The 21,757-nt window shown below is 65.6% G+C and carries 21 protein-coding genes and 2 pseudogenes; 10 read left to right on the forward strand and 13 right to left on the reverse strand.

What is annotated here, in order from left to right; translation table 11 throughout:
- The first annotated feature begins 1,014 nt into the window (after positions 1–1,014).
- Positions 1,015–1,410 (forward strand): carboxypeptidase-like regulatory domain-containing protein, encoded by a 396-nt coding sequence (locus NG701_RS21435; protein WP_374208702.1) that lies wholly within the window; start codon positions 1,015–1,017, stop codon positions 1,408–1,410.
- Between the two features lie 432 nt (positions 1,411–1,842).
- Here NG701_RS21435 and NG701_RS15815 read toward each other — a convergent pair.
- Positions 1,843–2,388: pseudogene (locus NG701_RS15815) on the reverse strand (transposase); the annotation flags it as partial.
- A gap of 56 nt (positions 2,389–2,444) precedes the next feature.
- Between NG701_RS15815 and NG701_RS15820 the strand changes: the two are divergent.
- The 4 genes from NG701_RS15820 (at position 2,445) to NG701_RS15835 (ending at position 5,673) form a co-directional block, all read left to right on the forward strand.
- Positions 2,445–3,029, forward strand: a complete 585-nt coding sequence (locus NG701_RS15820; RefSeq protein WP_252568749.1) for a hypothetical protein — start codon at positions 2,445–2,447, stop codon at positions 3,027–3,029.
- Between the two features lie 360 nt (positions 3,030–3,389).
- Positions 3,390–4,235, forward strand: a complete 846-nt coding sequence (locus tag NG701_RS15825) for a metallophosphoesterase family protein (protein ID WP_252568750.1) — start codon at positions 3,390–3,392, stop codon at positions 4,233–4,235.
- 517 nt (positions 4,236–4,752) lie between these two features.
- Positions 4,753–5,379 carry a DUF222 domain-containing protein gene (locus tag NG701_RS15830; RefSeq protein ID WP_252568751.1) on the forward strand — a complete coding sequence of 209 codons (627 nt, stop codon included), beginning with the start codon at positions 4,753–4,755 and terminating at the stop codon, positions 5,377–5,379.
- Positions 5,380–5,523: 144 nt separating this feature from the next.
- Complete coding sequence (locus tag NG701_RS15835) at positions 5,524–5,673, forward strand: hypothetical protein (protein WP_252568752.1); 150 nt, start codon at positions 5,524–5,526, stop codon at positions 5,671–5,673.
- Here the strand turns inward: NG701_RS15835 and NG701_RS15840 are convergent.
- The 11 genes from NG701_RS15840 to NG701_RS15890 form a co-directional block, all read right to left on the reverse strand.
- On the reverse strand, positions 5,670–6,350 hold the full coding sequence (locus NG701_RS15840) for an SDR family oxidoreductase (RefSeq protein ID WP_252568753.1): 681 nt from the start codon (positions 6,348–6,350) through the stop codon (positions 5,670–5,672). The genes NG701_RS15835 and NG701_RS15840 overlap by 4 nt on opposite strands.
- Positions 6,350–7,855, reverse strand: a complete 1,506-nt coding sequence (locus NG701_RS15845; RefSeq protein WP_252568754.1) for an NAD-dependent succinate-semialdehyde dehydrogenase — start codon at positions 7,853–7,855, stop codon at positions 6,350–6,352. The genes NG701_RS15840 and NG701_RS15845 overlap by 1 nt, the downstream gene beginning before the upstream one ends.
- The gene (locus NG701_RS15850; RefSeq protein WP_252568755.1) at positions 7,856–9,043 is read right to left on the reverse strand and encodes an iron-containing alcohol dehydrogenase family protein; all 1,188 of its coding nucleotides are present in this window, start codon (positions 9,041–9,043) and stop codon (positions 7,856–7,858) included. It lies immediately after the preceding gene.
- 1 nt (position 9,044) lies between these two features.
- Positions 9,045–10,028, reverse strand: coding sequence for an NAD(P)-dependent oxidoreductase (locus tag NG701_RS15855; RefSeq protein ID WP_252568756.1), 984 nt, complete (start codon positions 10,026–10,028; stop codon positions 9,045–9,047).
- Between the two features lie 23 nt (positions 10,029–10,051).
- A complete protein-coding gene (locus NG701_RS15860) occupies positions 10,052–11,572 on the reverse strand; it encodes an aldehyde dehydrogenase (protein ID WP_252568757.1) in 1,521 nt (506 codons plus the stop codon).
- 10 nt (positions 11,573–11,582) lie between these two features.
- Positions 11,583–12,686 carry a mandelate racemase/muconate lactonizing enzyme family protein gene (locus NG701_RS15865; RefSeq protein ID WP_252568758.1) on the reverse strand — a complete coding sequence of 368 codons (1,104 nt, stop codon included), beginning with the start codon at positions 12,684–12,686 and terminating at the stop codon, positions 11,583–11,585.
- A gap of 5 nt (positions 12,687–12,691) precedes the next feature.
- Complete coding sequence (fae, locus tag NG701_RS15870) at positions 12,692–13,255, reverse strand: formaldehyde-activating enzyme (protein ID WP_252568759.1); 564 nt, start codon at positions 13,253–13,255, stop codon at positions 12,692–12,694.
- Positions 13,256–13,257: 2 nt separating this feature from the next.
- Complete coding sequence (locus NG701_RS15875) at positions 13,258–14,193, reverse strand: glycine betaine ABC transporter substrate-binding protein (protein ID WP_252568760.1); 936 nt, start codon at positions 14,191–14,193, stop codon at positions 13,258–13,260.
- A gap of 82 nt (positions 14,194–14,275) precedes the next feature.
- Positions 14,276–15,061 (reverse strand): ABC transporter permease, encoded by a 786-nt coding sequence (locus NG701_RS15880; RefSeq protein ID WP_252568761.1) that lies wholly within the window; start codon positions 15,059–15,061, stop codon positions 14,276–14,278.
- Positions 15,058–16,152 (reverse strand): ABC transporter ATP-binding protein, encoded by a 1,095-nt coding sequence (locus NG701_RS15885; RefSeq protein ID WP_252568762.1) that lies wholly within the window; start codon positions 16,150–16,152, stop codon positions 15,058–15,060. Before NG701_RS15885 ends, NG701_RS15880 begins: the two co-directional genes overlap by 4 nt.
- A complete protein-coding gene (locus NG701_RS15890) occupies positions 16,145–16,810 on the reverse strand; it encodes an ABC transporter permease (protein ID WP_252568763.1) in 666 nt (221 codons plus the stop codon). Before NG701_RS15890 ends, NG701_RS15885 begins: the two co-directional genes overlap by 8 nt.
- 140 nt (positions 16,811–16,950) lie before the next feature.
- Between NG701_RS15890 and NG701_RS15895 the strand changes: the two genes are divergently transcribed.
- Positions 16,951–17,886, forward strand: a complete 936-nt coding sequence (locus NG701_RS15895; RefSeq protein WP_252568764.1) for an IclR family transcriptional regulator — start codon at positions 16,951–16,953, stop codon at positions 17,884–17,886.
- A 93-nt stretch (positions 17,887–17,979) separates the two neighbouring features.
- Here the strand turns inward: NG701_RS15895 and NG701_RS15900 are convergent.
- A pseudogene (locus NG701_RS15900) lies at positions 17,980–18,159 on the reverse strand (substrate-binding domain-containing protein); the annotation flags it as partial.
- 125 nt (positions 18,160–18,284) lie between these two features.
- Between NG701_RS15900 and NG701_RS15905 the strand changes: the two are divergent.
- From NG701_RS15905 to NG701_RS15920, 4 genes are all read left to right on the forward strand, one after another.
- Positions 18,285–18,431 carry a hypothetical protein gene (locus NG701_RS15905; RefSeq protein WP_252568765.1) on the forward strand — a complete coding sequence of 49 codons (147 nt, stop codon included), beginning with the start codon at positions 18,285–18,287 and terminating at the stop codon, positions 18,429–18,431.
- 684 nt (positions 18,432–19,115) lie between these two features.
- Entirely contained in the window at positions 19,116–20,141 is a 1,026-nt protein-coding gene (gene bioB / locus NG701_RS15910) for a biotin synthase BioB (protein ID WP_252568766.1), read from the forward strand.
- Positions 20,138–20,395 (forward strand): biotin synthase auxiliary protein BsaP, encoded by a 258-nt coding sequence (gene bsaP, locus NG701_RS15915; protein ID WP_252568767.1) that lies wholly within the window; start codon positions 20,138–20,140, stop codon positions 20,393–20,395. Before bioB ends, bsaP begins: the two co-directional genes overlap by 4 nt.
- Positions 20,365–21,753, forward strand: a complete 1,389-nt coding sequence (locus tag NG701_RS15920) for an adenosylmethionine--8-amino-7-oxononanoate transaminase (protein ID WP_252568768.1) — start codon at positions 20,365–20,367, stop codon at positions 21,751–21,753. Before bsaP ends, NG701_RS15920 begins: the two co-directional genes overlap by 31 nt.
- The last annotated feature ends 4 nt before the right edge of the window (positions 21,754–21,757 follow it).

Consider the following 21,757-nt stretch of genomic DNA (forward strand, 5'->3'; position numbering starts at 1 on the left):
CGCGGCGCCGCTACGTCCAAGTTATTTCGTGAAGAACTGCAGCGTGGGCGTAGGTGTAGAAATTGGATACAGCCCGGTCATCGCGATCTAGAAGATCACTCATCGGGCATAAGACGATCGTTCGCTCACTTGCCCCATTGGCGACATTGCCGAGGCTGGCTCACATTGAGCTTTTTGGAGTACGCCCCGAAAGCGGCAGCCTCCAAGTCCTGGAATCTTCTCGGTCATTGCACACCGTCCGCGTGAGTAAGTACAGCAGGGCCGAGAGAAATCGCTTTTACAGCGTGACGCAATTTCCTGACACCTTTGCCCCCACCGGACGTGCCGGGCTGGGTCTGAGTTCGGGGGCGACATGATCATGCGCTAAGCAGTGGCCAAGCAGCGCACTGGTCCGATCTGGCAGATTCAGCCGTCTTCCGGCGGTGCACCCGGCCCTGCTGAGGAACCGAACCCTGTATGGCCACTGGCCGGTTTCGTATTCAAGAATGCGTAGTTCCCTAAGCTGCGTGAGTCGATTTAACACCCTGACTGCGATGCTTCCGGACCGCAGGACAGTCCCATCAGGTGGGGCGTAAGAACATCATTGAAACACCCATGGATGCGAACTCCTGGCCCTACGCGCGGCGGTTGGTGACGGCGTCGCTCCCTTCCTTACTAGCGCGGATGAATCGCTTCGCGGAACTAACGGTCGTAGATGTCCCGGGCGCCGGTGTCAAGCCCCGGTGCCGACGTCGTACATCGCTCCCGCCGCAGCGTTTGCCCTAGCCTGCGCCGCGGAACGGCACCGGGGATGACCGTGGTGACGGTCCCATGGGAAGGACACGGCGGATGTCGTCAACTGAGGCGAGCGGGTTGTACGAGCCTGCGGGAAGCGACACCGGCCCAGCTACGGTGGGTGGATACTCGGTGTCGTGCATCAATTGTTGAGCCGCCTGTCGGCCACGTTGTCCGGTCCAGGCAAACGGACCGCCGCCGTAAGCCAGCGGCGGGCAAGGATCGTGATGTTGTGCTGGAATGTTGGTGAGTGAAGTGAAGTGTTCCGTCTGCGCCTTATTGGCCGCACTCCTGTGGTTGTGCGGGTGCAACAGTCCAAGCGGTCCGGTCACGGGGCATTCCGGGGTTGTTACCGGGTTCGTCCTGACCGCCCCGGTCTGTCCCGTCGAACGTGTTGGTCAGGAGTGTCCACCGCGCCCCGTATCAGGGGCCGCGGTTGTGGCCTTGGACGGGGATGCCGTCCGGGGCTCAACACAAACCGATAGCACCGGTGCCTTCCATCTGACGCTACCTGACGGTCGTTATGTGATCAGAGCGACCAACGTCGGCGGTTACGCTTCGACGGCTGCCGAGCTTGTGGTCATCTCGGACAGGCCCGTTCACATCACGCTGGTTGTTGACAGCGGGATTCGCTAAGCCTGATCCGCGCAGGGCTGGCAGATGTCGCCGTCACTCGATGCCAGAAGCGATCACATGCACGCTCGTTGCTGTGGCGGCGTGGTGAGCGTAGGCCTGCGGAGCCTGCTAACAGAGCCCACGAGTGGGTTGTCTAGTCTGTGACGCCTACTGCTCGGTAAAGGGGCGGATCAGTCTTCGGGCGTGAGGGTGGCGGCCGCGTCAAGGCATCATCCACGACGATTGCGCCCATCAAGTTTGTGAGACGGCTTGATTGATTTTCTTCTTACGCTGCTAACTGGTTGATCTTGTTTTGGTATTCGGCGAGGGCGCGTGCCGGGGGCAGGCCCCATTTGTTGGCATGGGGGCCTGCGCCGGTTGTACCAGGATTCGATGAATTCCATCACCGCGGTCCTGGCCGCCATGTGATTGGGAAAATCGTGGTGGTGGATGCTGCCGCGCCAATTCGGGAGAGCACTCGGTTTTTCCGCGGCCAGATCAGCGTGGATGCGCCGGTACCCGTAAGTGCCCTCGGACTCCTCGAAGTAGTGCTGGATCCGCGCTGTGAGGGCCTCGCGGCGGGCCAACGTGGCCGATTGCGGACGGGTGGCCCAGTGATAGAAACCGGGCGTCGGGACGGCCAAGCAGCGGCACATTTTCACCACCGAATTCAGATCGGCGGGCTCGGCTTTTTGGGAATCGATAAATTCATACTTGCTCACTACCGCTGCTCCCGCGCGAAGTAAGCGCTGGCTTTTTCAAGAAGGCAGTCTCCGCCCGCAGGTCTTGAACTCCGCGCTCGAGCTCCTTCAGCCGGGCCCGTTCCGTCACCGTCAGATCCGCCTCCGTGCCACCGTTGGCCTCGCGGTACTTGATCAGCCAGTTGCGGAGCGTCTCGGGGCCGACACCGTACGAGGTGGCCACATCCTTGATCGGCCTGGACGTGTTGATCACCTCACGGCACAGCTCGTCCTTGAACTCCTGGGTAAATCGTCTACGTGATGCGGGAAGACGTCAGGGACGTCCTTCCCCCTTCCAATAATCCCCGCGTTTCTATGGGGCAAGGACTACGCTGCCTGTTCCGCATCCTCAAGGGCCACCGCGTCATATATTTCAACCCGATCAGCACGATACGAACCGGCACCCATGAAACCCACCACCCGATGCCTCTGGCCTCCGCCCAGCTCCGCGACGCGATCAACTCAGCAAACCCGGCACGGGCAGCACTCACAGCGATCGTGGCCTTTCACGGACTGAAATCCGGCCAACTGCGTAAGGTGCAACTGACCGACATCCACCGGGCGCCTCCATCTGGACCAGCGCACCATCCCACTGGCCAAACCGGTCCGGACCGGCTCGCCGTCTGGCTGGCCTACCGTAAACAATGCTGGCCGTCGACGAGGAACCCCCACGTCTTCACTAGCAGGCGCGCGGCCCTGGACAGAGCCCCTGTCGGTGTCCAGCGGATCACCACCTCGATGGGGATGACCGTTCAACAAGCCCGCGAGGACCGGATCCTGCACGAACTGCATGCCGGTGGCGGCGACCTCCGCCGTATCTGCGACATGTTCGGCCTGCTCATCTCCGGAGCGAACCGCTACTCTACCGTCCTGGCTCAACCAGGCCTCAATAGCGGCTAACGCCACACACCTAATGTGCTGGCGCGCCCATCACGACCTCCCGACCTCAGAACATGTGGTTCGATACCAGCTACACGCGCATCTTCTATGAGTCAACGCGGGCCCTTGACAGCCAGTCCAGGCCTAAGGAATATCAAAGGTGCCGGTGCGCCTGGCTGTCTCTCGGGAGCCGACCTGCGGTCCGGCTTCTCGAAGGGATATCGGATGCAGTCAGCACTCCCTCGTCTCAGATCCTTCCGGAGGGTCGCCACAACCGCCGCAGCCCTTCTGGCGGTCTCTGTCGCGGGTTGCACCAGCGCTCCGGAGCCGCGCGAGTCCAGGTCCCCTGCGGGTGATGTTCGGATCGCTGCTGTCGGTGACATGAACGGCGTCAAGACCTCTGAGCCTGATAGCCCGTCCGGTCGGAACGCTGCGGCGATCACCCGGCTCGTGCAGAACAACGAGATTGACGCGTTCCTAGGGCTCGGGGACTTCCAGTACGACACCGCGTACTGCGATGACTACGTGAACTACTGGACGCCACTGTGGGGAGGCACGATGCCCAAGTTGTACTGGGTGTCCGCCCCCAACCACGACTGGCAACCCGGCCGCAACGAAGACCTCGACAACTTCATGAATGGCCAATGCCCGGGGTCTCCGGAAAAGGCTGCGATCAACCAGCAGCGTGGGTTAATCGGGAACGGGGAACCGTACTCAAAGGACTTCGGGAACTGGCACTTCGCGTTCCTGTCGTCCGCGCACTGGCGGTACAACCCCACGCGGGCTCGGGCGTTGACGAGGTGGCTGGACAAGGACCTCGCTACTGCTAAGGCGGCGGGTAAGCACCTGGCAGTCGTGTACCACGAACCGTACTTCACGTCGAACACGAACGAACATGAGCGGGCCTTTGACCACAAGCCGTGGATCGACGTGATGTGGAAGCACCGGGTCCGTCTGACCCTGTCAGCATCACAACACAACTACGAAAGGTCATGTCCGGTGAACAACGCTGACCAGTGCGTCAGTGACGGGATGACAGCATTCCAGGTTTCCACGGGAGGCATCGGTCTCCGCCCCTTCACTAGCAGTCCGCCGTACATCGTGAAGCGGTTCAGCGACACCCACGGGTTCCTTCGGATGACACTACGAGACGACGGGTCTTTCGACTGGAACTTCGTTCCAACAGCGGGGACGAGCACGGACGCGGGTACGCGTTCCGCACCGTAGTAAAAGCCACCGCCAAGCCCTCCCAGGCCCAGGGGCACCATGAAAGTTGGGAGACCGCATGCGCATCGAGGAGCCGTGCTAAGCGACCGTGCGGCCCCATCCTGATAGGCGTAGTTACCACAGTGTGGGCAGGCAACATCCTCGCGGACATGTTGCAACTGAACGACTACCAACCGTCTGAGGCGGTGAATGGAATTTTTATGGCCCGTTTGCCGCTGCCCTGCTGCGGGAGCCGCGGGCTTCGTAGCGTTCCCATTTCCACGCCTGCAGATCACCCTGCGTCCGACGGCGGTGCTGCCGCCGGCTTTTCTGCCATCCGCAGGCCTGTCAGCGACGGGGCATACCGCCTTCAAGGGCGGGGTGGCGAGGACCTGCTGCAGTGCCTGGCTCTGGGTGAAGCCGCGGTTGAGGGCATGCCTGATGAGCTGGCGTTGGCCGGGTTCGGTGATGCTGCGGATTTCTCGGACATCGTGGAGGGGCTCCCCCGCCGGGTCGACTACCTGCAGCTGCGGATGCTGTGGACAGGACCCGCACCGCGGCAATCAACGCGGCCGGACCAGCCAGCAAGGCCGCCGACTGGACCGGCCTGGGGCACCGAAGCCACTCTCCTGCCCGGCGACAATGCCTCGGCAACCGGGACCGACTCCGGGGCGGGTTCCGTTCCGGGGGCACCACCTGCGGCTTCAGCAGCCCTGGATGCCGCCAACACCACGGCGCCGGCGACGATTCAGGGGGCGGTGCCGGTTCTGGGCCGGTGGAAGACGGGTGCCGGAACATCGCCGAGTTCCTGCGCGTCAGGCTGTGGATCAGCGCCGGGGAAGCCCGCAGCCGCCTGGCCCTGGCCGCCGCCGTACTCCTCGGCACCGACATCACCGGCCAGCCCACACCCCCGGCCTGGGAACACACCGCCACCGACCTGGCCGCCGGAACCATCGCCTCCCGCGCCGGAACCATCATCACTACCGCCCTGGAAAAAGCCCGGCCCATCGCCGAACCCGCCATCCTGCACAAAATGGAAGCCAAGCTCATCCGCACCGCGATCGAGAACGACCACGACCACGACCACGACCACGACATACTGGCCCTGCCCGGGCCTGCATGGATCAACCAACCCAAGGAAAACACCGAACAGTCAGCCGCCTAACTCCCGTTGGTACCGTTCAGCTTGAAAAATTCCGCCGCGACGCCGGCAACAACTCCTTCAGGTCTTACCTGCTCCACCCAGACGACGAGACGGCTTGGTATCCCCTGGCGTTCCTGGGGGGGGGTCAGAACTTTGATGTTTGTCTTGAGTTTTAGGCAGCGTTTGGAAGGCCGGCTCATCGTTGTCCTGTCCAACAACGAGAGCTGCGCCGTCACCCGCTCCGCCACCGCCGGGTCTCGTGAGTCCGTGGTCTGCTGGGGCGACGAAACGCAGATCCCACTGATGATCGACTAAAAGGCCTGACCCGTGGCCCGGATCGCCACTTCTGAGACGTCGACGCCGGCGGGCTGGGACAAAGCCCAAAGAAACGCCCCGGCCACGGATTCAGGTGCGATAGCGGCGTCGGTCGCTTCCTTCCACAACGGCGTGTCCACGTGGCCCGGAGCGATGTGCAGTACCCGGACTCCGGTGCCCACGAGCTGTTGGCGGAGCGATTCAGCGTAGCCGGTGACAGCCCACTTGGTGGCGGTGTACAGATTGCCCGGATACACCTTGCGGCCGGCCGTGCTGCCTATCAGCACGAAGTGGCCGCGGTTGATGGTGAGCTCCGGCAGCGCAGCCTTCGCCAGGACTGCCGGGCCGTAGACGTTGGTGAGCACCATGTCCCGCCAGCGCTCCGGGTCCCCGTCAGCCAAGTCGCCGGGAACCGAGAACCCGGCATTGGCAACCGCCACGTCCAGCCCTCCCATGGCGTCGACCGCGGCAGCGACCGCGCCGCGGGTCTGCTCCCAGTCCCCTGCGTCGGCTGCAACGCCATTCACGTTCCCCAGCGCCGAACACGACTCAACAAACTCCGCCAGTCGCCGGGCGTCGCGCCCGGTGGTAAACACGGAGTGTCCGGCGCGGAGGGACTCGCGGACCAGGGCGGCACCGATCCCGCTGGTGCCGCCCGTGACAAGTATGCGAAGCATCAGTAAGGGTCCGCGATGCCGATGTAGCGGGTCTCGAGGTACTCCTCGATGCCCTCCGTGCCGCCTTCGCGGCCCAGGCCGGACTGCTTGACGCCGCCGAACGGGGCCGCCGGGTTGGACACGATGCCGGTGTTCAGGCCGAACATCCCCACGTCCACCTTTTCGGAGAGCCGCAGCCCGCGGTTGAGGTCGCGGGTGTAGGCGTAGGCCACCAGGCCGAACTCCGTGTCGTTGGCAAGGGCGATCGCCTCGGCTTCGGTCCGGAAGCTGACCACCGGCGCCACGGGACCGAAGACCTCCTCTTGCAGGATGCGCGCAGTGGCGGGCACATTGCTCAGGACCGTGGGCGGGTAGAAGTACCCGTCACCGTCCGACGGCGCTCCGCCGGTGAGTGCCGCGGCTCCCCCGGCGACCGCGTCCCGGACCAGTTCGTCCACCTTCGCCCGGCTCTTGGCATCGATCAGCGGCCCGATGTTGGTGCCTTCCGCCGAGCCGCGGCCCAACTTCAGGGACGCCATCCGTTCCGCGAGGCGCTGGCTGAACTCGCCGAGCAGCGATTCGTGCACGATGAAGCGATTGGCAGCGGTACAGGCCTCGCCCATGTTCCGCAGCTTGGCCAGCATGGCGCCGTCCAGGGCGGCATCCAGGTCGGCGTCCTCGAACACCAGGAAGGGCGCGTTCCCGCCAAGTTCCATGGAGGTCCGCAGCACCTGGTGGGCGGAGTCGGCGATGAGTTGACGGCCCACGACGGTGGACCCGGTGAAGGAGAGCTTGCGGAGGCGGCTGTCCCGGACCAGGGGTCCCGTTACCTCGCCCGGACGCGTGGTTGGGATCACGTTCAGGACGCCGGCAGGCAGGCCGGATTCCCGGAAGACTTCGGTGAGCAGGAGCGCCGTCAGCGGGGTCAGGTTGGCGGGCTTGAGCACCATGGTGCAGCCGGCCGCGATGGCCGGGGCGATCTTGCGGGTGGCCATGGCCAGCGGGAAGTTCCACGGCGTAATGAACAGGCACGGGCCCACGGGGCGCTTGGTGACCAGCAACCGGGACTTGCCGTCCGGTGCCGTGGAGTAGCGGCCGGAGATGCGGACGGCTTCCTCGGAGAACCAGCGCAGGAACTCGGCACCGTAGGCGACTTCGCCGCGGGATTCGGCCAGCGGCTTGCCCATTTCCAAGGTCATGGCGAGGGCGAAATCCTCGGCCCGGGCGGTGACCAGTTCGAAGGCGCGGCGCAGGATCTCGCCGCGTTCGCGCGGCGGCGTCGATGCCCAGCTGTCCTGGACCCGCGCGGCGGCGGCAAGCGCACGGTCGCCATCGGCCGGGGAGGCGTCGGCGATCCAAGCCAGGGTGGCACCAGTGGAGGGATCCTCGACGGCGGAGGTGCCGCCGTCAGACGCGTCCGTCCACTCGCCGTCGATGAAAAGCTGCGTCGGCAGTGTCGCGAGGAACTCCCGCTCCTTGTTGGTGACGGACGTTTCGGCCAGGGCGGGGGCAAGGGTGTTTTCCACTTAGAGCGCTTTCTCGAGGATGGTGCGGATTTCGACGGCGGTGGGCGGCACCGGGGTGTTGTTGATGACGGAATCGGCCAGGGTGTCTTCCACGAGCGAGTCCAGGTCGGCTTCGGTCACGCCGAAATCGGCCAGCCGCGCGGTCATGCCCACTTCGCGGGCCAAGCCGGCGACGGCGGTCACGGTCGCCTCCGCGTTGGTCTCCACCGTGGCTGCTGTGTCCCCCACGCCCAGTGCGAAGGCGAGGCGGGCGGTACGGTCCAGGCGGTTGCGCAGGTTAAGCCGCAGCACGTCCTCGATCACCTGGCAGAGGGCCAGGCCGTGCGGGATGTTGAAGCGGCCGCCCAGCGGGTGGGCGATGGCGTGCACCAGGCCCAACCCAGTGTGCGAGAACCCAACCCCGGCGATGTGGGAGGCCAGGAGCAGCTGGGACCGCGCCTCGATGTCCGTTCCGTCGGCGACGGCGCGGGGCAGGAACTCGGCCACCATGGACACCACCTGCAGGGCGATGCCGTCCGAATACGGGTTCTGCCGGATGGACAAGTAGGACTCGATGGCGTGCGTGAGGGCGTCCATGCCCGTAGCCGCGGTGGCTTTCGGCGGCAGGCCCAGGGTCAGTTCCGGGTCGAGCACGGCGGCCTTGGGGAGGGCGGATTCGTGGCCGACGTAGAACTTGCGGTGGGCGTCGACGTCGGTGACCACGCCGAAGGCGTTGACTTCGGCTCCGGTGCCGGCCGTCGTCGGGACCGCCACGATGGGCAGCGCCGGGTTCGCGAAGTGGTTGCTGTAGTCCAGGCCGGCGCCCCGGGCGGGGTTTACAGCGCCTAGGGAGATTCCCTTGGCGGCGTCCATGGAGGAGCCGCCGCCCACCGGCACCAGGACGTCCACTCCGGAGGACGCGGCAAGGTCGGAACCGGCGTCCACGCACGTGGTCGTGGGGTTGGGGGTGACACCGTCGAACACGGTGACGGCCAGCCCAGCGGCCTCAAGGGAGGCGCGGACCGCCGTCACAACGCCGGTGGTCGCGAGGAACGGATCCGTGACGATCAGTGCCGACTTGCCGCCGAGCGAGGCCACGATCCCGCCCACCTCGGCCACCCGGCCGCGGCCGAAGTACGCGGTGGGTTTGGGGTCCAAGGTCAGTTCGGTGGAGGCGAGCTCCGCGTGGATCTGCATCCGGGTGTGCATGTCAGGCTCCTTCTGCCGGGGTGGCGGCTGCGGTCCGCAGTTGCACGCCGATGGCGTCTTCGTAAAGTTTCACGGGGGTCATTTCGCCGGCCTTGTCGCCGTAAAGGGCCTTGGCCCGGCGGTAGAGCTGTTCCACCAGGGAGGACAGTTCCACGGGGACGCCCACTGAGCGGGCCAGGTCCACGGAGAGTCCCAGGTCCTTGCAGGCGAGGGCGATCGCGAAGCCTTCGTCGTAGTCGCCGTGGTTGAGGATGGACAGGACGTCGTTCTCGACGAAGTTGGAGTTGGCCGGGCTGGCGATGAGGGCCTGGCGCAGGACTTCGAGGTCCACGCCTGCCTTGACGCCGGTGCTCAGGACCTCGGCGGTGGCCACGAGGTGGGAGAACCACAGCTGGTTGATCATGAGTTTCACGGCGTAGCCGGCGCCGTGGCCGCCCACATGCAGGATCCGTTCGGGGTCGCCCATTGCCTCGAAGACGGGGCGGAGGCGTTCGACGTCGGTGCTATCGCCGCCGACGAAGATCTGCAGCATGCCGTTCGCGGCGCCCACTGACATGCCGCTGACGGGGGCATCCAGGACGCGGATGCCGCGGGCGGCGCCGGCCTCGCGGAAGCGGTTAGCCACGTCGGGGACGGAAGTGGACATGTCCACCCAGGTGCCGCCGTCGGGCAGTCCATCCAGGATGCCGCCGGGCGTCATGGCCACCGTTTCGACTTGCTTGGGTGTGGGGAGCATGGTGATGACGACGTCGGAGCCGGCGGCGACGGCCGCGGCGCTGTCCGCCCACTCGGCGCCGTTGGCGAGGAGTTCCGCGGCGGATTCCTTGCGGACGTCGTTGACGATCAGCTGGAAGCCGGCGGCCTGGAGGTTCCGGGTCATGCCGGAGCCCATGTTGCCCAGGCCAATGAAACCGATGCGGGCGGTTCCGGGCAGCAGGGGCTGGGTTCGGGCGCCGGCGGAGGGTTGGTGGGTTGTTGCAGTCATATCAGGTCTCGTTTTCCGGGGAGTCAGGCGTCGTCCAGGGCTGTATCGCCGAGGTTGATCCAGGTGGTTTTGAGGGCGGAGTAGGCATCCAGGGCGTGCAACGAGCGGTCCCTGCCGAAGCCGGATTCCTTGAAGCCGCCGAAGGGGGTGATGATGTCAGCAACATCGAAGGTGTTCACCCAGACGGTCCCGGCGCGCAGTTCGCGCGCCGCCGTGTGAGCCTTGGTGATGTCTTGGGTCCAGATGCTCGCGGCCAGGCCGTATTTGGTGTCGTTCGCCATCCGGATGCCCTCCGCGGCGCCACGGAAAGTGCTGACGGCCAGGACCGGGCCGAAGATTTCTTCCTGCCCGATGCGCCCGGCGTTGTTGACCCTGTCCAGGACCGTGGGCTCGAGGTAGTAGCCGCTTTCGACGCCGACCGGCCGGACCCGGGTGCCGCCGCTAGCAACGCTGATGCCCTCGGAATCGGCGATTTTGTAGTAGCCCAGAATGGTTTCCAGCTGCTTGTCGTCGATGATTGCACCGATCTGCGTGGCGGGGTCCAGCGGGTCGCCCAGCTGCAGGGAGCGGCCCACCTTGATGACCTCTTCCAGCAGCTCGTCGTGCACCCGTTCGTCCACCAGCAGGCGGGAGCCGCCGTGGCAGGTCTGGCCGGCGTTGTAGAAAATGCCCCAGGCGACTGCGGACGCGCACGCGGCGATGTCGCCGACGTCGTGCAGCACTACTTGGGGTGACTTGCCGCCCAGCTCAAGGGCCACCTGCTTGCCGTTGGATTCGGAGGCGTAGCGCTGGAAGTAGCGGCCCACCTCCGGGGATCCGGTGAAGGTGATCTTGTCCACCAGCGGATGGCGGCCCAGCGCGGCGCCGGCCACCTCGCCCAGTCCGGGGATGACGTTGAAGACGCCGTCCGGCACCCCGGCCTCACTGGCGAGTTCGGCCAGGCGGAGGGCGCTGAGGCTGGTCTGCTCCGACGGTTTGAGGACCACCGAGTTGCCTGCCGCGAGGGCGGGGGCCACCTTCCAGGCGGAGATGATCAGCGGATAGTTCCAGGGCACGACGGCGCCGATCACGCCGAGCGGTTCGCGCGAGATGATCGCCAGGGCGTTGCGCGGGGTGGGTGCGACGTCGTCGTACACCTTGTCCAGGGCTTCGGCGTACCAGCGGAAGGTACGGGCGCAGCTGGGGACGTCGACGCCGAGGGCGTCGCTGATCGGGTGGCCGCTGTCGGTGGATTCGAGCAGCGCGAGTTCCTCGAGGTTTTCGAGGATCAGGTCGGCGAGCCGGGTGAGGACCTGCTGGCGGTGGCGCCGGTCGGTCCGCGACCATACCCCGGATTCGAAAGCCCGGTGGGCCGCCTGCACGGAGTCGTCGACGTCCTGCTCCGCGGCGGCCGCCACGTGGGCGGTCACGGAACCGTCCCGGGGGGACACTGTGGGGAAGGTCCCGGCGTCGCGGGCGTTCCGGAAGCTGCCGTTGATGAAGATTCCCGTGGCCGGGCGCTGGGCGGCTGCCCGTGCGATCCAGTCGTTCTTTGTTGCTGTCATTTCCTGTTCCTTAGACCGAGTATTTCTTGACGGCGTCGTAGTCGATGACGGCGCCCAGGCCTGGCAGGTCCGGGACCCGCAGCGAGCCGTCACTGTCGATGTTCAGCGGCTCCATGAAGAAGTCGCGGCGTTCCGGGGTCCAGCCTGGCGGGTCGTAGGGGAACTCCAGGTACGGGCCGGCGTCGACGCCGGCAGCGACGTGGAGGTTGGCCAACAAACCGAGGCCGTTGCTCCAGGTGTGCGGGGTGAAGAAACGGTGCTTGAGGTTGGCAGTTTCGGCCACCTGGCGTGCCCGGTACATGCCGACGGCGAGGGCGACGTCCGGCTGGTAGATGTCGTAGGCGTCGGCTTCAATCAGGGTCATCATCTCGGCCATGCTGCGGACCATTTCGCCGCCGGACACCTGGATGCCTGTCTGTTCGCGGATGCGCTGCGCGCCCCTAATGTCGGCCTGCGGGAGGGGTTCTTCCAGCCAGCGGACATCAAGTTCGGCCAGTTGGGCGGCGAGCTTGTGCACTTTGGAAAGTTCCAGGGCAGGTTCGATGTCACCGCTCATGCGCCACATCTGGTTCAGGTCAACCATGAGGTCGAAGTCACTGCCTACCGCTTCGCGGGCGGCCCGGACGGATTCAACGCCTTCCTGCAGGTGGTCCCGGGAGATGCGGATCTTCATGGCCTTGAAGCCGCGGGCCTTGGCCGCCAACGCGGACTCGGCACGTGCGGCCGGGGCCTTCAGCTCGCCGGAGGAGGCGTACGCAACCAGCCGGTCGCGGGCGCCGCCAAACAGGGTGGCGACGGGCAGCCCGGCCACCTTGCCGATGATGTCCCAGAGCGCTGCCTCGAGCGGCCAGTAGCGGCCGCCGTGGAAGTTGATGGTCTCGATCCGGCGGACCTGTTTGAGGATGGCCAGCGGATCGGTGCCGATGAACAGGTGCTCGTAGGCTTCGAAGCCGTCCATGGTGTCGCCGGAGCCCACACCGGTGATGCCTTCGTCGGTGTCCACCTCCACCAGTGTGGCCGGGAAGGACGTCCGGGGTACCGGATCCCAGGCCGCGTTGAAGGGCGGGTCCAGGGGCAGAACCATGCGGGTCAGCCGGATTGCGGTGATCTTCATTGTTGTCAGCCTCGCGGAGTAAAGAAAGGGTTGGACGGGGAGTTGCGTGCTTCGATCACGGCTGCCGTGGAGGGCAGCTGCCGGGCACCGTTTTCCAGGGCCGTGCGGGCGGATTCGCGGTTGTTGCGGTAGACGGCCTCTTCGTCGTCCGCGGCGGGGTTGACCCAGACGGCGGCGATCACCACGTGGGAATCGGCCTGCGCCTCGGTGACGGTTCCGCTGGCCAGGGCGTCCGCGACGCCCGCTGCGATGCCGGCCTGTGCCGCGCCCCAGATCAGGTGGCCGTGCCGGTCATTGGCGGGGGCTGCCTTGGTGACGAACAGGGTCAGCGGCTTGACCGGAAGGGAGGGCCGCAGCACGGTGACGAACGGTACGTGGCCCGCGCTGGGCGTTGCCAGGGCCGTGGCCCAGGCGGTACCCGCCGGTCCGTTCCGGTTGCCGAGGACGGTGTTCACGTGGGCGGCGTTGACGCCATCGCCGATGAAGGATTCGCCGATCTGGACTGCCTGCTGGGCCGAGGGCGGCTGAACTGAGGTCTGCTGCTGTGAAGTCTGCGTTTCAGTGGTCATCCCTAGATCAGTCCCTCAGCGGTGAGCCATTCCTTGGCGATGTCCTCGGGATCGTCACCATCGACGTCGGCCTTGGCGTTGAGCTGCTGCATGACCTCGGTGGTGAGCTTCGGGGAGACCTTGGCCATAACATCAGCGATGGCCGGGTACTGGGTGAGCATGTCCGCCTTGATGGTCAGCGCGCCCTGGTAGATGGGGAAGAAGTGCTTGTCGTCCTCCATGACCTGGAGCTTCAGGGCTGAGATGCGGCCGTCCGTTTCAAAGACCTCGCCGAAGTTGCAGTCCTGGCCCTTCTGGGTTGCGGTGTAGATCACGCCGGTGTCCAGCATGGCCACCTTGGCTTCCGGGCTCAGGCCGTATTCCTTCTGCAGGCCCGGCCAGCCGTCGTCGCGGGTGGAGAACTCGCTCTCCATGCAGAAGGTCTGCTCGCTGGCGGGCAGCTTGGCGACGTCGGACATGGACTTCACGCCCAGCTCCTTGGCCTTTTCCTCACGGATGGCGAAGGCGTACGTGTTGTTCAGGGGTGCCGGGTCCAGCCACGCGATGCCCTTCTTGGCGTCAGCGTCCTTGACGGCGTCGAACATTGCCTTTTTGTCCTTCAGCGGCGTGGTCTGCTTGTTGTAGGTGATCCAGGACGTGCCGGTGTATTCCCAGTAGCCGGCGAACTGCCCGGTTTCGAACGCGGTGCGGACGTTGGCCGAGCCCACCACGCTGGTGTTGGTGGTGGTTTCGGCGCCGTGTGCATTGAGCAGCTGGCTGGTGATGTGGGACAGGATGAACTGCTCGGAGAAGTCCTTGGCGCCGATCACGCCGGTCAGTCCCTCAAGCTCCTTGCCCTTGCCGTCGCCGGAGGCCGAGGTTGCCCCGCCGCCACAGGCGGTCAGGCTCAGGGCGGCAGCGACGCCGGTGGCCAGGAGGGCGAGTAGTGGTTTCTTCATGATGGGTCCTTTTATTCAGGTGGGCTGGAGGCTTTGTATTGCAGGCGGGTGTTGGAGTGCGGCGGGTACTAAGGGCGGTGTTTCAGAGGCCTTTGGGTTTGAGGAGGTCTTCGGCCAGCCCGGCAAGCCAGTCGATGGTGAGGGCGATGCAAGAGACCACCACGGCGCCGGTGATGAGGACCGGCCAGCGCTGGAGTTTGAGGCCGTTGACGATCATGTCCCCCAGGCCGCCGGCGTTGATGAAGGTGGCTACGGTGGCCACGCCCACGCAGAACACCAGGGCGGTCCGGAGCCCGGCCACGATCACCGGGATGGCCAGCGGCAGCTCGATCCGGGTGAGGACCTGCAGCGGGCGCATGCCCATCCCCCGGGCTGCTTCGGTGAGGCTTGAGTCCACCTGTTCCAGGCCCACCAGGGTATTCCGCAGGACGGGCAGGATGGAGTAGGCCACCAGGCCCACCAGCGCCACCTCGAAACCGAGTTTCCAGACGATGGCCAGCAGGATCACCAGGCCGATGGCCGGGGTCGACTGGCCCACGTTGGCGATGCCGAAAACAATGGCGTGCACGGCCTTGGAGTGGATCCGGCTGAGGGCGATGCCGGCAGGGATGGCGATGGCCGCCACGATCGCGGATGCCACCACCGTCAGCCTCAGGTGTTCGAAGGTCCGGTCCTGGAGGTAGGCCCAGTTCAGGGTCCGCAGTTCGATGGAGTCCAGCTCGAGCGAGGAAACCCACAGGAACAATGCGAGCAGGGCCAGGACAATGACGATCGGCGTGCCGAAGCGCTTGAAGGAGAAGTACTTCCCGCGTCGGTTGGATGCTGTTCCGAAGGCGGTGGCGAGGTCCCGCGTGGCCTGGGCTGTCATGGCCGGGCTCCACTGGTGAAGACGCCGCCGGTGAGGGCGCCGCCGTCGGCTGATCCGCCGTCGGGCGCTCCACCTGCAAGGGATCCACCTGCGAGCGCGGCAGGGATCTCGGCGCCCAGGACGGCGGAGATCTTCTCGATGTCGATGGACCCCACCACCCGGCCCTGCTCGTTGACCACGGCCACCGGGGTTCCGCCGGAGAGGACCAGGGAGTCCAGCGCGTCACGGAGGGAATCGTTGACGCTGACTTCGATGGCTCCGCGGATTGCGACGTTGGGGCCGAGGCTTGCCTGGTGCACCGGGATGAGGCCCAGGCGTTTGAGGGCGGCGCCGTGGCCCACGAACTGGGAGACGTAATCGTTGGCCGGGTTGGCCAGGATGTTCGCCGGAGTGTCGAACTGCTCGATCTGGGAGCGTTCGGACAGCACCGCAATCCGGTCTCCCAGCCGGACTGCCTCATCGAAATCGTGCGTCACAAAGACGATGGTCTTGCTCAGCTTTTCCTGCAGCCGGAGGAATTCGGTCTGCAGTTTTTCGCGGGTGATGGGGTCCGTGGCACCGAATGGCTCGTCCATCAGCATGACGGGAGGATCAGCGGCGAGGGCCCGGGCCACACCGACGCGCTGCTGCTGACCGCCGGAGAGCTGCCGCGGGTAGCGGTGTGCGTACGTTTTGGGGTCGAGTTCGACGACGGAGAGCAGCTCTTCGACGCGGGCCTGGGTCTTGTTCCTGTCCCAGCCGAGCAGCCTGGGGACCACGGAGATGTTCTCGGCGATGGTCATATGCGGGAAGAGCCCGATCTGCTGGATCACGTAACCGATCCGCCGGCGGAGTTCGTTCGGGTTCAGGGACAGGATGTCCTCGCCGTCAATGGTGATGGACCCGGAGGTGGGTTCGATGATGCGGTTGATCATCTTCATGGTGGTGGTCTTGCCGCAGCCGGACGGTCCCACGAACATGATCAGTTCGCCTGGGGCGATGTCCATGGAGAAGGAGTCCACGGCGGGACCTGCCTGGCCCGGGTAGGTCTTGGTGACGTCTTTCAGGACGATCCGGGCGCCGGCGGCCGGACGGGAGATTGATTCAGACACGAAGTCCCCTTGAGGTAGTGAGGCGGCGGATGAGCACGAACGCTCCATCCAGCAGGAGGGCAAGGACGATCACGCCGACGGTGCCGACGATCGCGAAGTTGAGGGCGTTTTTGGAGCCGAGGCTGGACAGGCCCTTGAAGATCATTTCGCCCAGGCCGGGGCCGCCCACGTAGGCCGCGATGGCGGCGATGCCCATGGAAAGCTGCCCGGAGACACGCACCCCGGTGAGGACCACGGGCCAGGCCATGGGCAGCTGGACACGGAAGAGGGTTTTGACCCTTCCCATCCCCATGCCGAGGGCGGATTCGGAGACGGCGGGCGGTACTTCGCGCAGGCCCACCACGGTGTTGCGGATGATGGGGAGCAGCGCGTAGAAGGCGAGTCCCACCACGGTGGGGGTCCAGCCAAGCCCGAGTACCGGGATGAGCAGCGCCAGTAGGGCCATGGACGGGATGGTCAGGCCCACGCCGGCGCCGGCGATTGCCACCGAGCGGCTGATGGGCTTGTCCCACACAAGCACTCCGATGCCTACGCCGACTACCGTGGCGATCAGCAGGGACACCAAAACCACCACAAGGTGCTCGCTGGCGGATTCGGCGATGTCTGCCGATCTGTTCGTGAGGAACAAACCGAAGTCCGAGAAGAACGAGTCGTTCAACGTGATCCTCCTTTTCACTTCGTCGGGTCAAGGATCGCGACTCACATCGACGTGAGCCATGCCACAACCGTAGGGCCATCGTTCCCTTTTGCGCAATGTCAGTTGTTGATATGTCAACCCAGCCTTGTTATGGTCATCCTGTGATTGACTCATCGAACAGCGCGAACGGCGCCCCTGGAATAATCGCCCGCCCCGCGCGCCGCAACTCATCCGGACTAAGGCGCGACCTGCAACTGCTGGAAATCTTGGGCTCCCCCGAGGCCGTCGCCGCCTCAGGCCTTGGCGTCAGCAAGGTCGCCGAAATTGCCGGCCGCGACAAAGCCCAGGTTTCCCGCACCCTGGCCACGCTCGCCGAAGCCGGGCTGGTCAGCAGGGACCCGGAAAGCCTGCTGTACACCTTGGGCTACGGACTCTACGCGCTGGCAGCCAGGACCGCGGAGGCACGGATGGTCAGCGTGTCGGCACCCTACCTCAAGCGGGTTTCCGCTGCCACGCACGAGACAACGCACCTGTGCGTTCTGCGCGGCGGCACGGTTCTGACACTGAAAAGCGAAATGTCCAACCACACATACCGGGCACTCGGCTGGGAAGGAGTCAGCGTTGACGCCTGGGGCACTTCCGCGGGCAGGGTTCTGGTCAGCGACTGGGATGTGTTGGCTCTGAAAGATTGGTACGACACCCATGCGGCCAAGGTTGCGGCCCAGGGGGATTCCGGGCAGCCGGACCTTTCGCCCCTGGCGCTTGAATCGGGGCAAGGCCAACCGGGCAGCCAACGGCAATCGAAAATCCAGACCTTCGACGATCTCCGCTCCGAAGTCGGCCTCATCCGGCAACGCGGCTACGCCGTCGTGGACGAGGAGTTTGAGCTGGGGGTTGTCGGTGTCTCAGCACCGGTGTACGACTTCAAGCAGCGAATAGTCGCCGCGTTCAACGTCAGCGCCCCCAAACAGCGTTTCGGCCGTCATCTCGAGCAGGCAGGAGCCCTCGCCGCCAAAGTCGCCATGGAATTTTCTGCGACGCTGGGTGCGCCCGTGGAAACTAACACAGCACCTCACGTACGGCCGATGAAGACATAGATCGGCCACGGCGGCCGGGCCGTGAAGACGTGCCTGGTGGCCTCTCTGCCACCCATCGGGCGCGAGGTGCAGAAAGGGTCCCGCCAGTGGCGAGTCGTCATGGCCAACAACTGAGAGGTCTTCGGGCACTCTGATGCCGTTCCGGGCAGCTCCGGCTATGACGTCTGCGGCAGTTGCGTCGTTGTATGCAATCACACCTGTGACGCCCGCCTCCTTCCAGGCAGCTGCGGCAGAACGTCCTGAATCGTCGCGATAGTCGACTTGCCGGACCATGGAAGGGGGATTCCAGCTAAAATGCAGGTTTGTTCACTCGGCAGAGCGTGGACAATGTCCACACCCTGTTTGCGCCACAGGCACCCAAAATCCCCTACCGTGGAACCAGGTGTTTGGAAATCTGGGTGGCACAATCCTTCAGGCCTATGCTGCCGGAGGCCACGCCCACGACCAGATTGAAGCCTTCGTCGGTACTGAAGGACGAGTTCTTCGCCGTCCTCGCTCGTGTGGGCAGCGTCAGCGTGGCCGCCCGGGAGCTCGGTCTGGCGTGATCGCAGTGCGCGAGCTGGGCCCGTCACGCCGGAATCGGGTCCATCCACCAGGCGTGGGGAAACGCGCCGAATTCCTGCGTTTACGCGAAGCGGGGGCTGGCCGCATGAAAGCCGCTGCCGCCGCCGGTGCGAGCCGCAAAAGCGGTTACCTGTGGGAGAACGAGCGGGATGTAGCCAGGGGCCGCGCCGTTGGCTCCAGAGCCCCGGAAGTACCGTATAGACAGGAAATGATTACTGCTTAAGTGCTGACTAATTAGTCCGCGTCGCGGCACCTGAGGCAAGTTGACGACGATCCCGTCGCATTCCTTCTCGGGTCGGTAGTTACAGCATCACGGCACATGATGGCTCCTGCCAACACGACTTTTACCGGCCAATGGACGACCCCATCGACCAACCGACGCGGCTGGGGTGGCCTTGCGGCCTCCACCATCTAGAGCCACAGACAACCAACTTCTGCCGTTCGGCTGAGCGATCATGCCTCCCCACGGAACCGCAACGTTACAAGGCTCGCAATGGTGAACCGGGACGTTCGGACACCGATCGGAAGCGCCACTTGGGGCAGCGACTGGTCCGTCCAATTTCAGCTTCATCACTTTGTCGAAACCCAACAAAATCTCGCCAACAACCGGGAACTACCGTCGGTACGGAAGAAATATCCGCAGCTAAGCACCCCAAGGACTATCAATGACGATGCAGCCAGACCTCCAGGCCAAACCCGGCACCATCCTCGAAACCGCCCAGGCACAGGTCCTGGAGCAGGGCATCGGCCTCTCCGAAAGCCAACTGGTGGAAATCCTTAGGCTGCCGGACCGGGATCTGCCCGCCGCCCTCCAGCTGGCCCACGAAGTCCGGCTGAAGCACTGCGGCGAGGACGTCGAAGTGGAAGGCATCATCTCCATCAAAACCGGCGGCTGCCCCGAGGACTGCCACTTCTGCAGCCAGTCAGGCCTCTTCGACTCCCCCGTCCGCGGCGTGTGGCTCGACATCCCCGAACTGGTCAAAGCCGCCAAGGAAACCGCCGCCACCGGCGCCACCGAGTTCTGCATCGTCGCCGCCGTCCGCGGACCCGACATCAAACTGATGAACCAGATCAAGTTCGCGATCGACCGCATCAACGAAGAGGTGGACATCAACATCGCCTGCTCCCTGGGCATGCTCACCCAGCGGCAAGTTGACCAGCTCGCCAGCTGGGGCGTCCACCGTTACAACCACAACCTCGAAACCGCCCGCAGCTACTTCCCCGAAGTCGTCACCACCCACAGTTACGAGGAGCGCATGGAGACCTGCAACATGGTCAAAGCCGCCGGCATGGAACTGTGCTGCGGCGCCCTGATCGGCATGGGCGAATCCCTGGAACAACGCGCCGAACTCGCCGCCCAGCTCGCAGCCCTCGAACCCCACGAAGTCCCCCTGAACTTCCTCAACCCCCGCCCCGGAACACCGCTGGAAAACCAGGGCATCATGGACGGCAAGGACGCCCTCCGCGCCATCGCCGCGTTCCGGCTGGCCATGCCCCGCACCGTGCTCCGCTACGCCGGCGGCCGCGAACTGACGCTCGGCGACCTCGGCACCCGCGAAGGCCTCATGGGCGGCATCAACGCCGTCATCGTCGGCAACTACCTCACCACCCTGGGCCGTCCGGCCAACGCGGACCTGAACCTGCTGGTGGAACTCAACATGCCCATCAAGGAACTCCAGAAGACGCTATGAACCGGGTTCCGATCCCCAACCCCTCAACCGCCGTCGACGCAGCAGGCACAACCACGGCTGAGTTCTGCGGGCACTGCGGCGAGCCGTCCGACGGCGGCACCGGTCCGACGTCGGACGCTCACCGCCGCTGCGGCGCGCTCCTCGCAATGGAGCCGCCGCGGTATTGCGCTGCCTGCCGGCGCCGCCTGAAAGTCCAGGTGACCCCGTTGGGCTGGTCGGCGGAATGCTCCCGCCACGGGGTGCTGGTCCCGTGACGGAGGGTTCGGCGCAGAGAGGTTTGATCCAGCGGGACCGCGCGCGGTTGTGGCATCCTTACGCGCCCGCGTCCCCGGACCTTCCGCTGTGGGAGGTCGAGGCAGCCGACGGCGTGCGGCTGCGGCTTCGGGGCGAGGACGGCACACGCCACGACGTGGTGGATGCGATGTCCTCGTGGTGGTCGGTCATCCACGGCTACCGCAACCCCGTGCTGGACGCCGCGGCGCGGCGGCAGCTGGAGAGGTTCAGCCATGTGATGTTTGGCGGCCTCACCCACGCCCCCGCGGTGGAACTTGCCGAGCGGCTGGTGGACATGGCCCCTTCCGCGCCCGGACGGCCGGGCCTGGAGCGGGTGTTCCTTGCGGACTCGGGTTCGGTTGCCGTGGAGGTTGCGCTCAAGCTGGCGGTGCAGTTCCAGACCGCATCGGGGCACCCGCAGAGGCAGCGGTTCCTGAGCATCCGCGGCGGATACCACGGCGATACGTTCGCGGCGATGGGGGTCTGTGATCCCGTGGACGGGATGCACTCCGCCTTCCCGGGTCTGCTGGCCGGCAACGTGTTTGCGCCCCGTCCCCCGGCGGCTGCTTCCGCCACACCGGAAGCCGTACGGGCGTGGGCGTACGAGTTCGGGGAGATCGCGGCCGCGCATTCAGGGGAGCTCGCCGCGATCATCGTCGAACCGCTCCTCCAGGGTGCCGGCGGCATGCACGCCTACCCTGCCGAATGCCTGACAGTGATCCGCGAGATCGCGGACCGGCACGGGTTCCTGCTCATCCTGGATGAGATCGCCACCGGCTTTGGGCGCACCGGCGAGCTGTTCGCGGCCGATCATGCCGTCGTCGTGCCGGACATCATGTGCGTGGGCAAGGCCCTGACCGGCGGGTACCTGACCCTCGCCGCCATGCTCTGCACCAGTGAGATTGCGGCGACCGTTTCCAACGGCAAGGCCGGGGCGCTCCTGCACGGCCCCACTTTCATGGGCAACCCGCTCGCATGTGCGGTGGCCAACGCCAGCCTTGGCATCCTCGGCGACGGCGGCTGGCGGGCCGACGTGGACCGGATCGGCGCCGGACTCGAATCCGGGCTCGCCCCCGCCTGGGACCTTGAGGCGGTCCGGGATGTCCGCACCATCGGCGCCGTCGGAGTCATTGAGCTGCACGACGACGTCGACGTCACCGCGGTCACTTCCGCAGCGATCCGCCACGGGGTCTGGGTCCGGCCGTTCCGGAACCTCGTCTACACAATGCCCCCGTACGTCAGCACCGCGGCGGACATTGAGCAGATCACCGCAGGCATGACGGCGGCCGTCGCCGAAGTGCACGGGCGCGTCCCGGCACGGTCCGGAGGCCCGGCATGAGCAG

It is taken from the genome of Pseudarthrobacter cellobiosi (assembly GCF_023913815.1).
Classification (GTDB): Bacteria; Actinomycetota; Actinomycetes; order Actinomycetales; family Micrococcaceae; genus Arthrobacter; species Arthrobacter cellobiosi.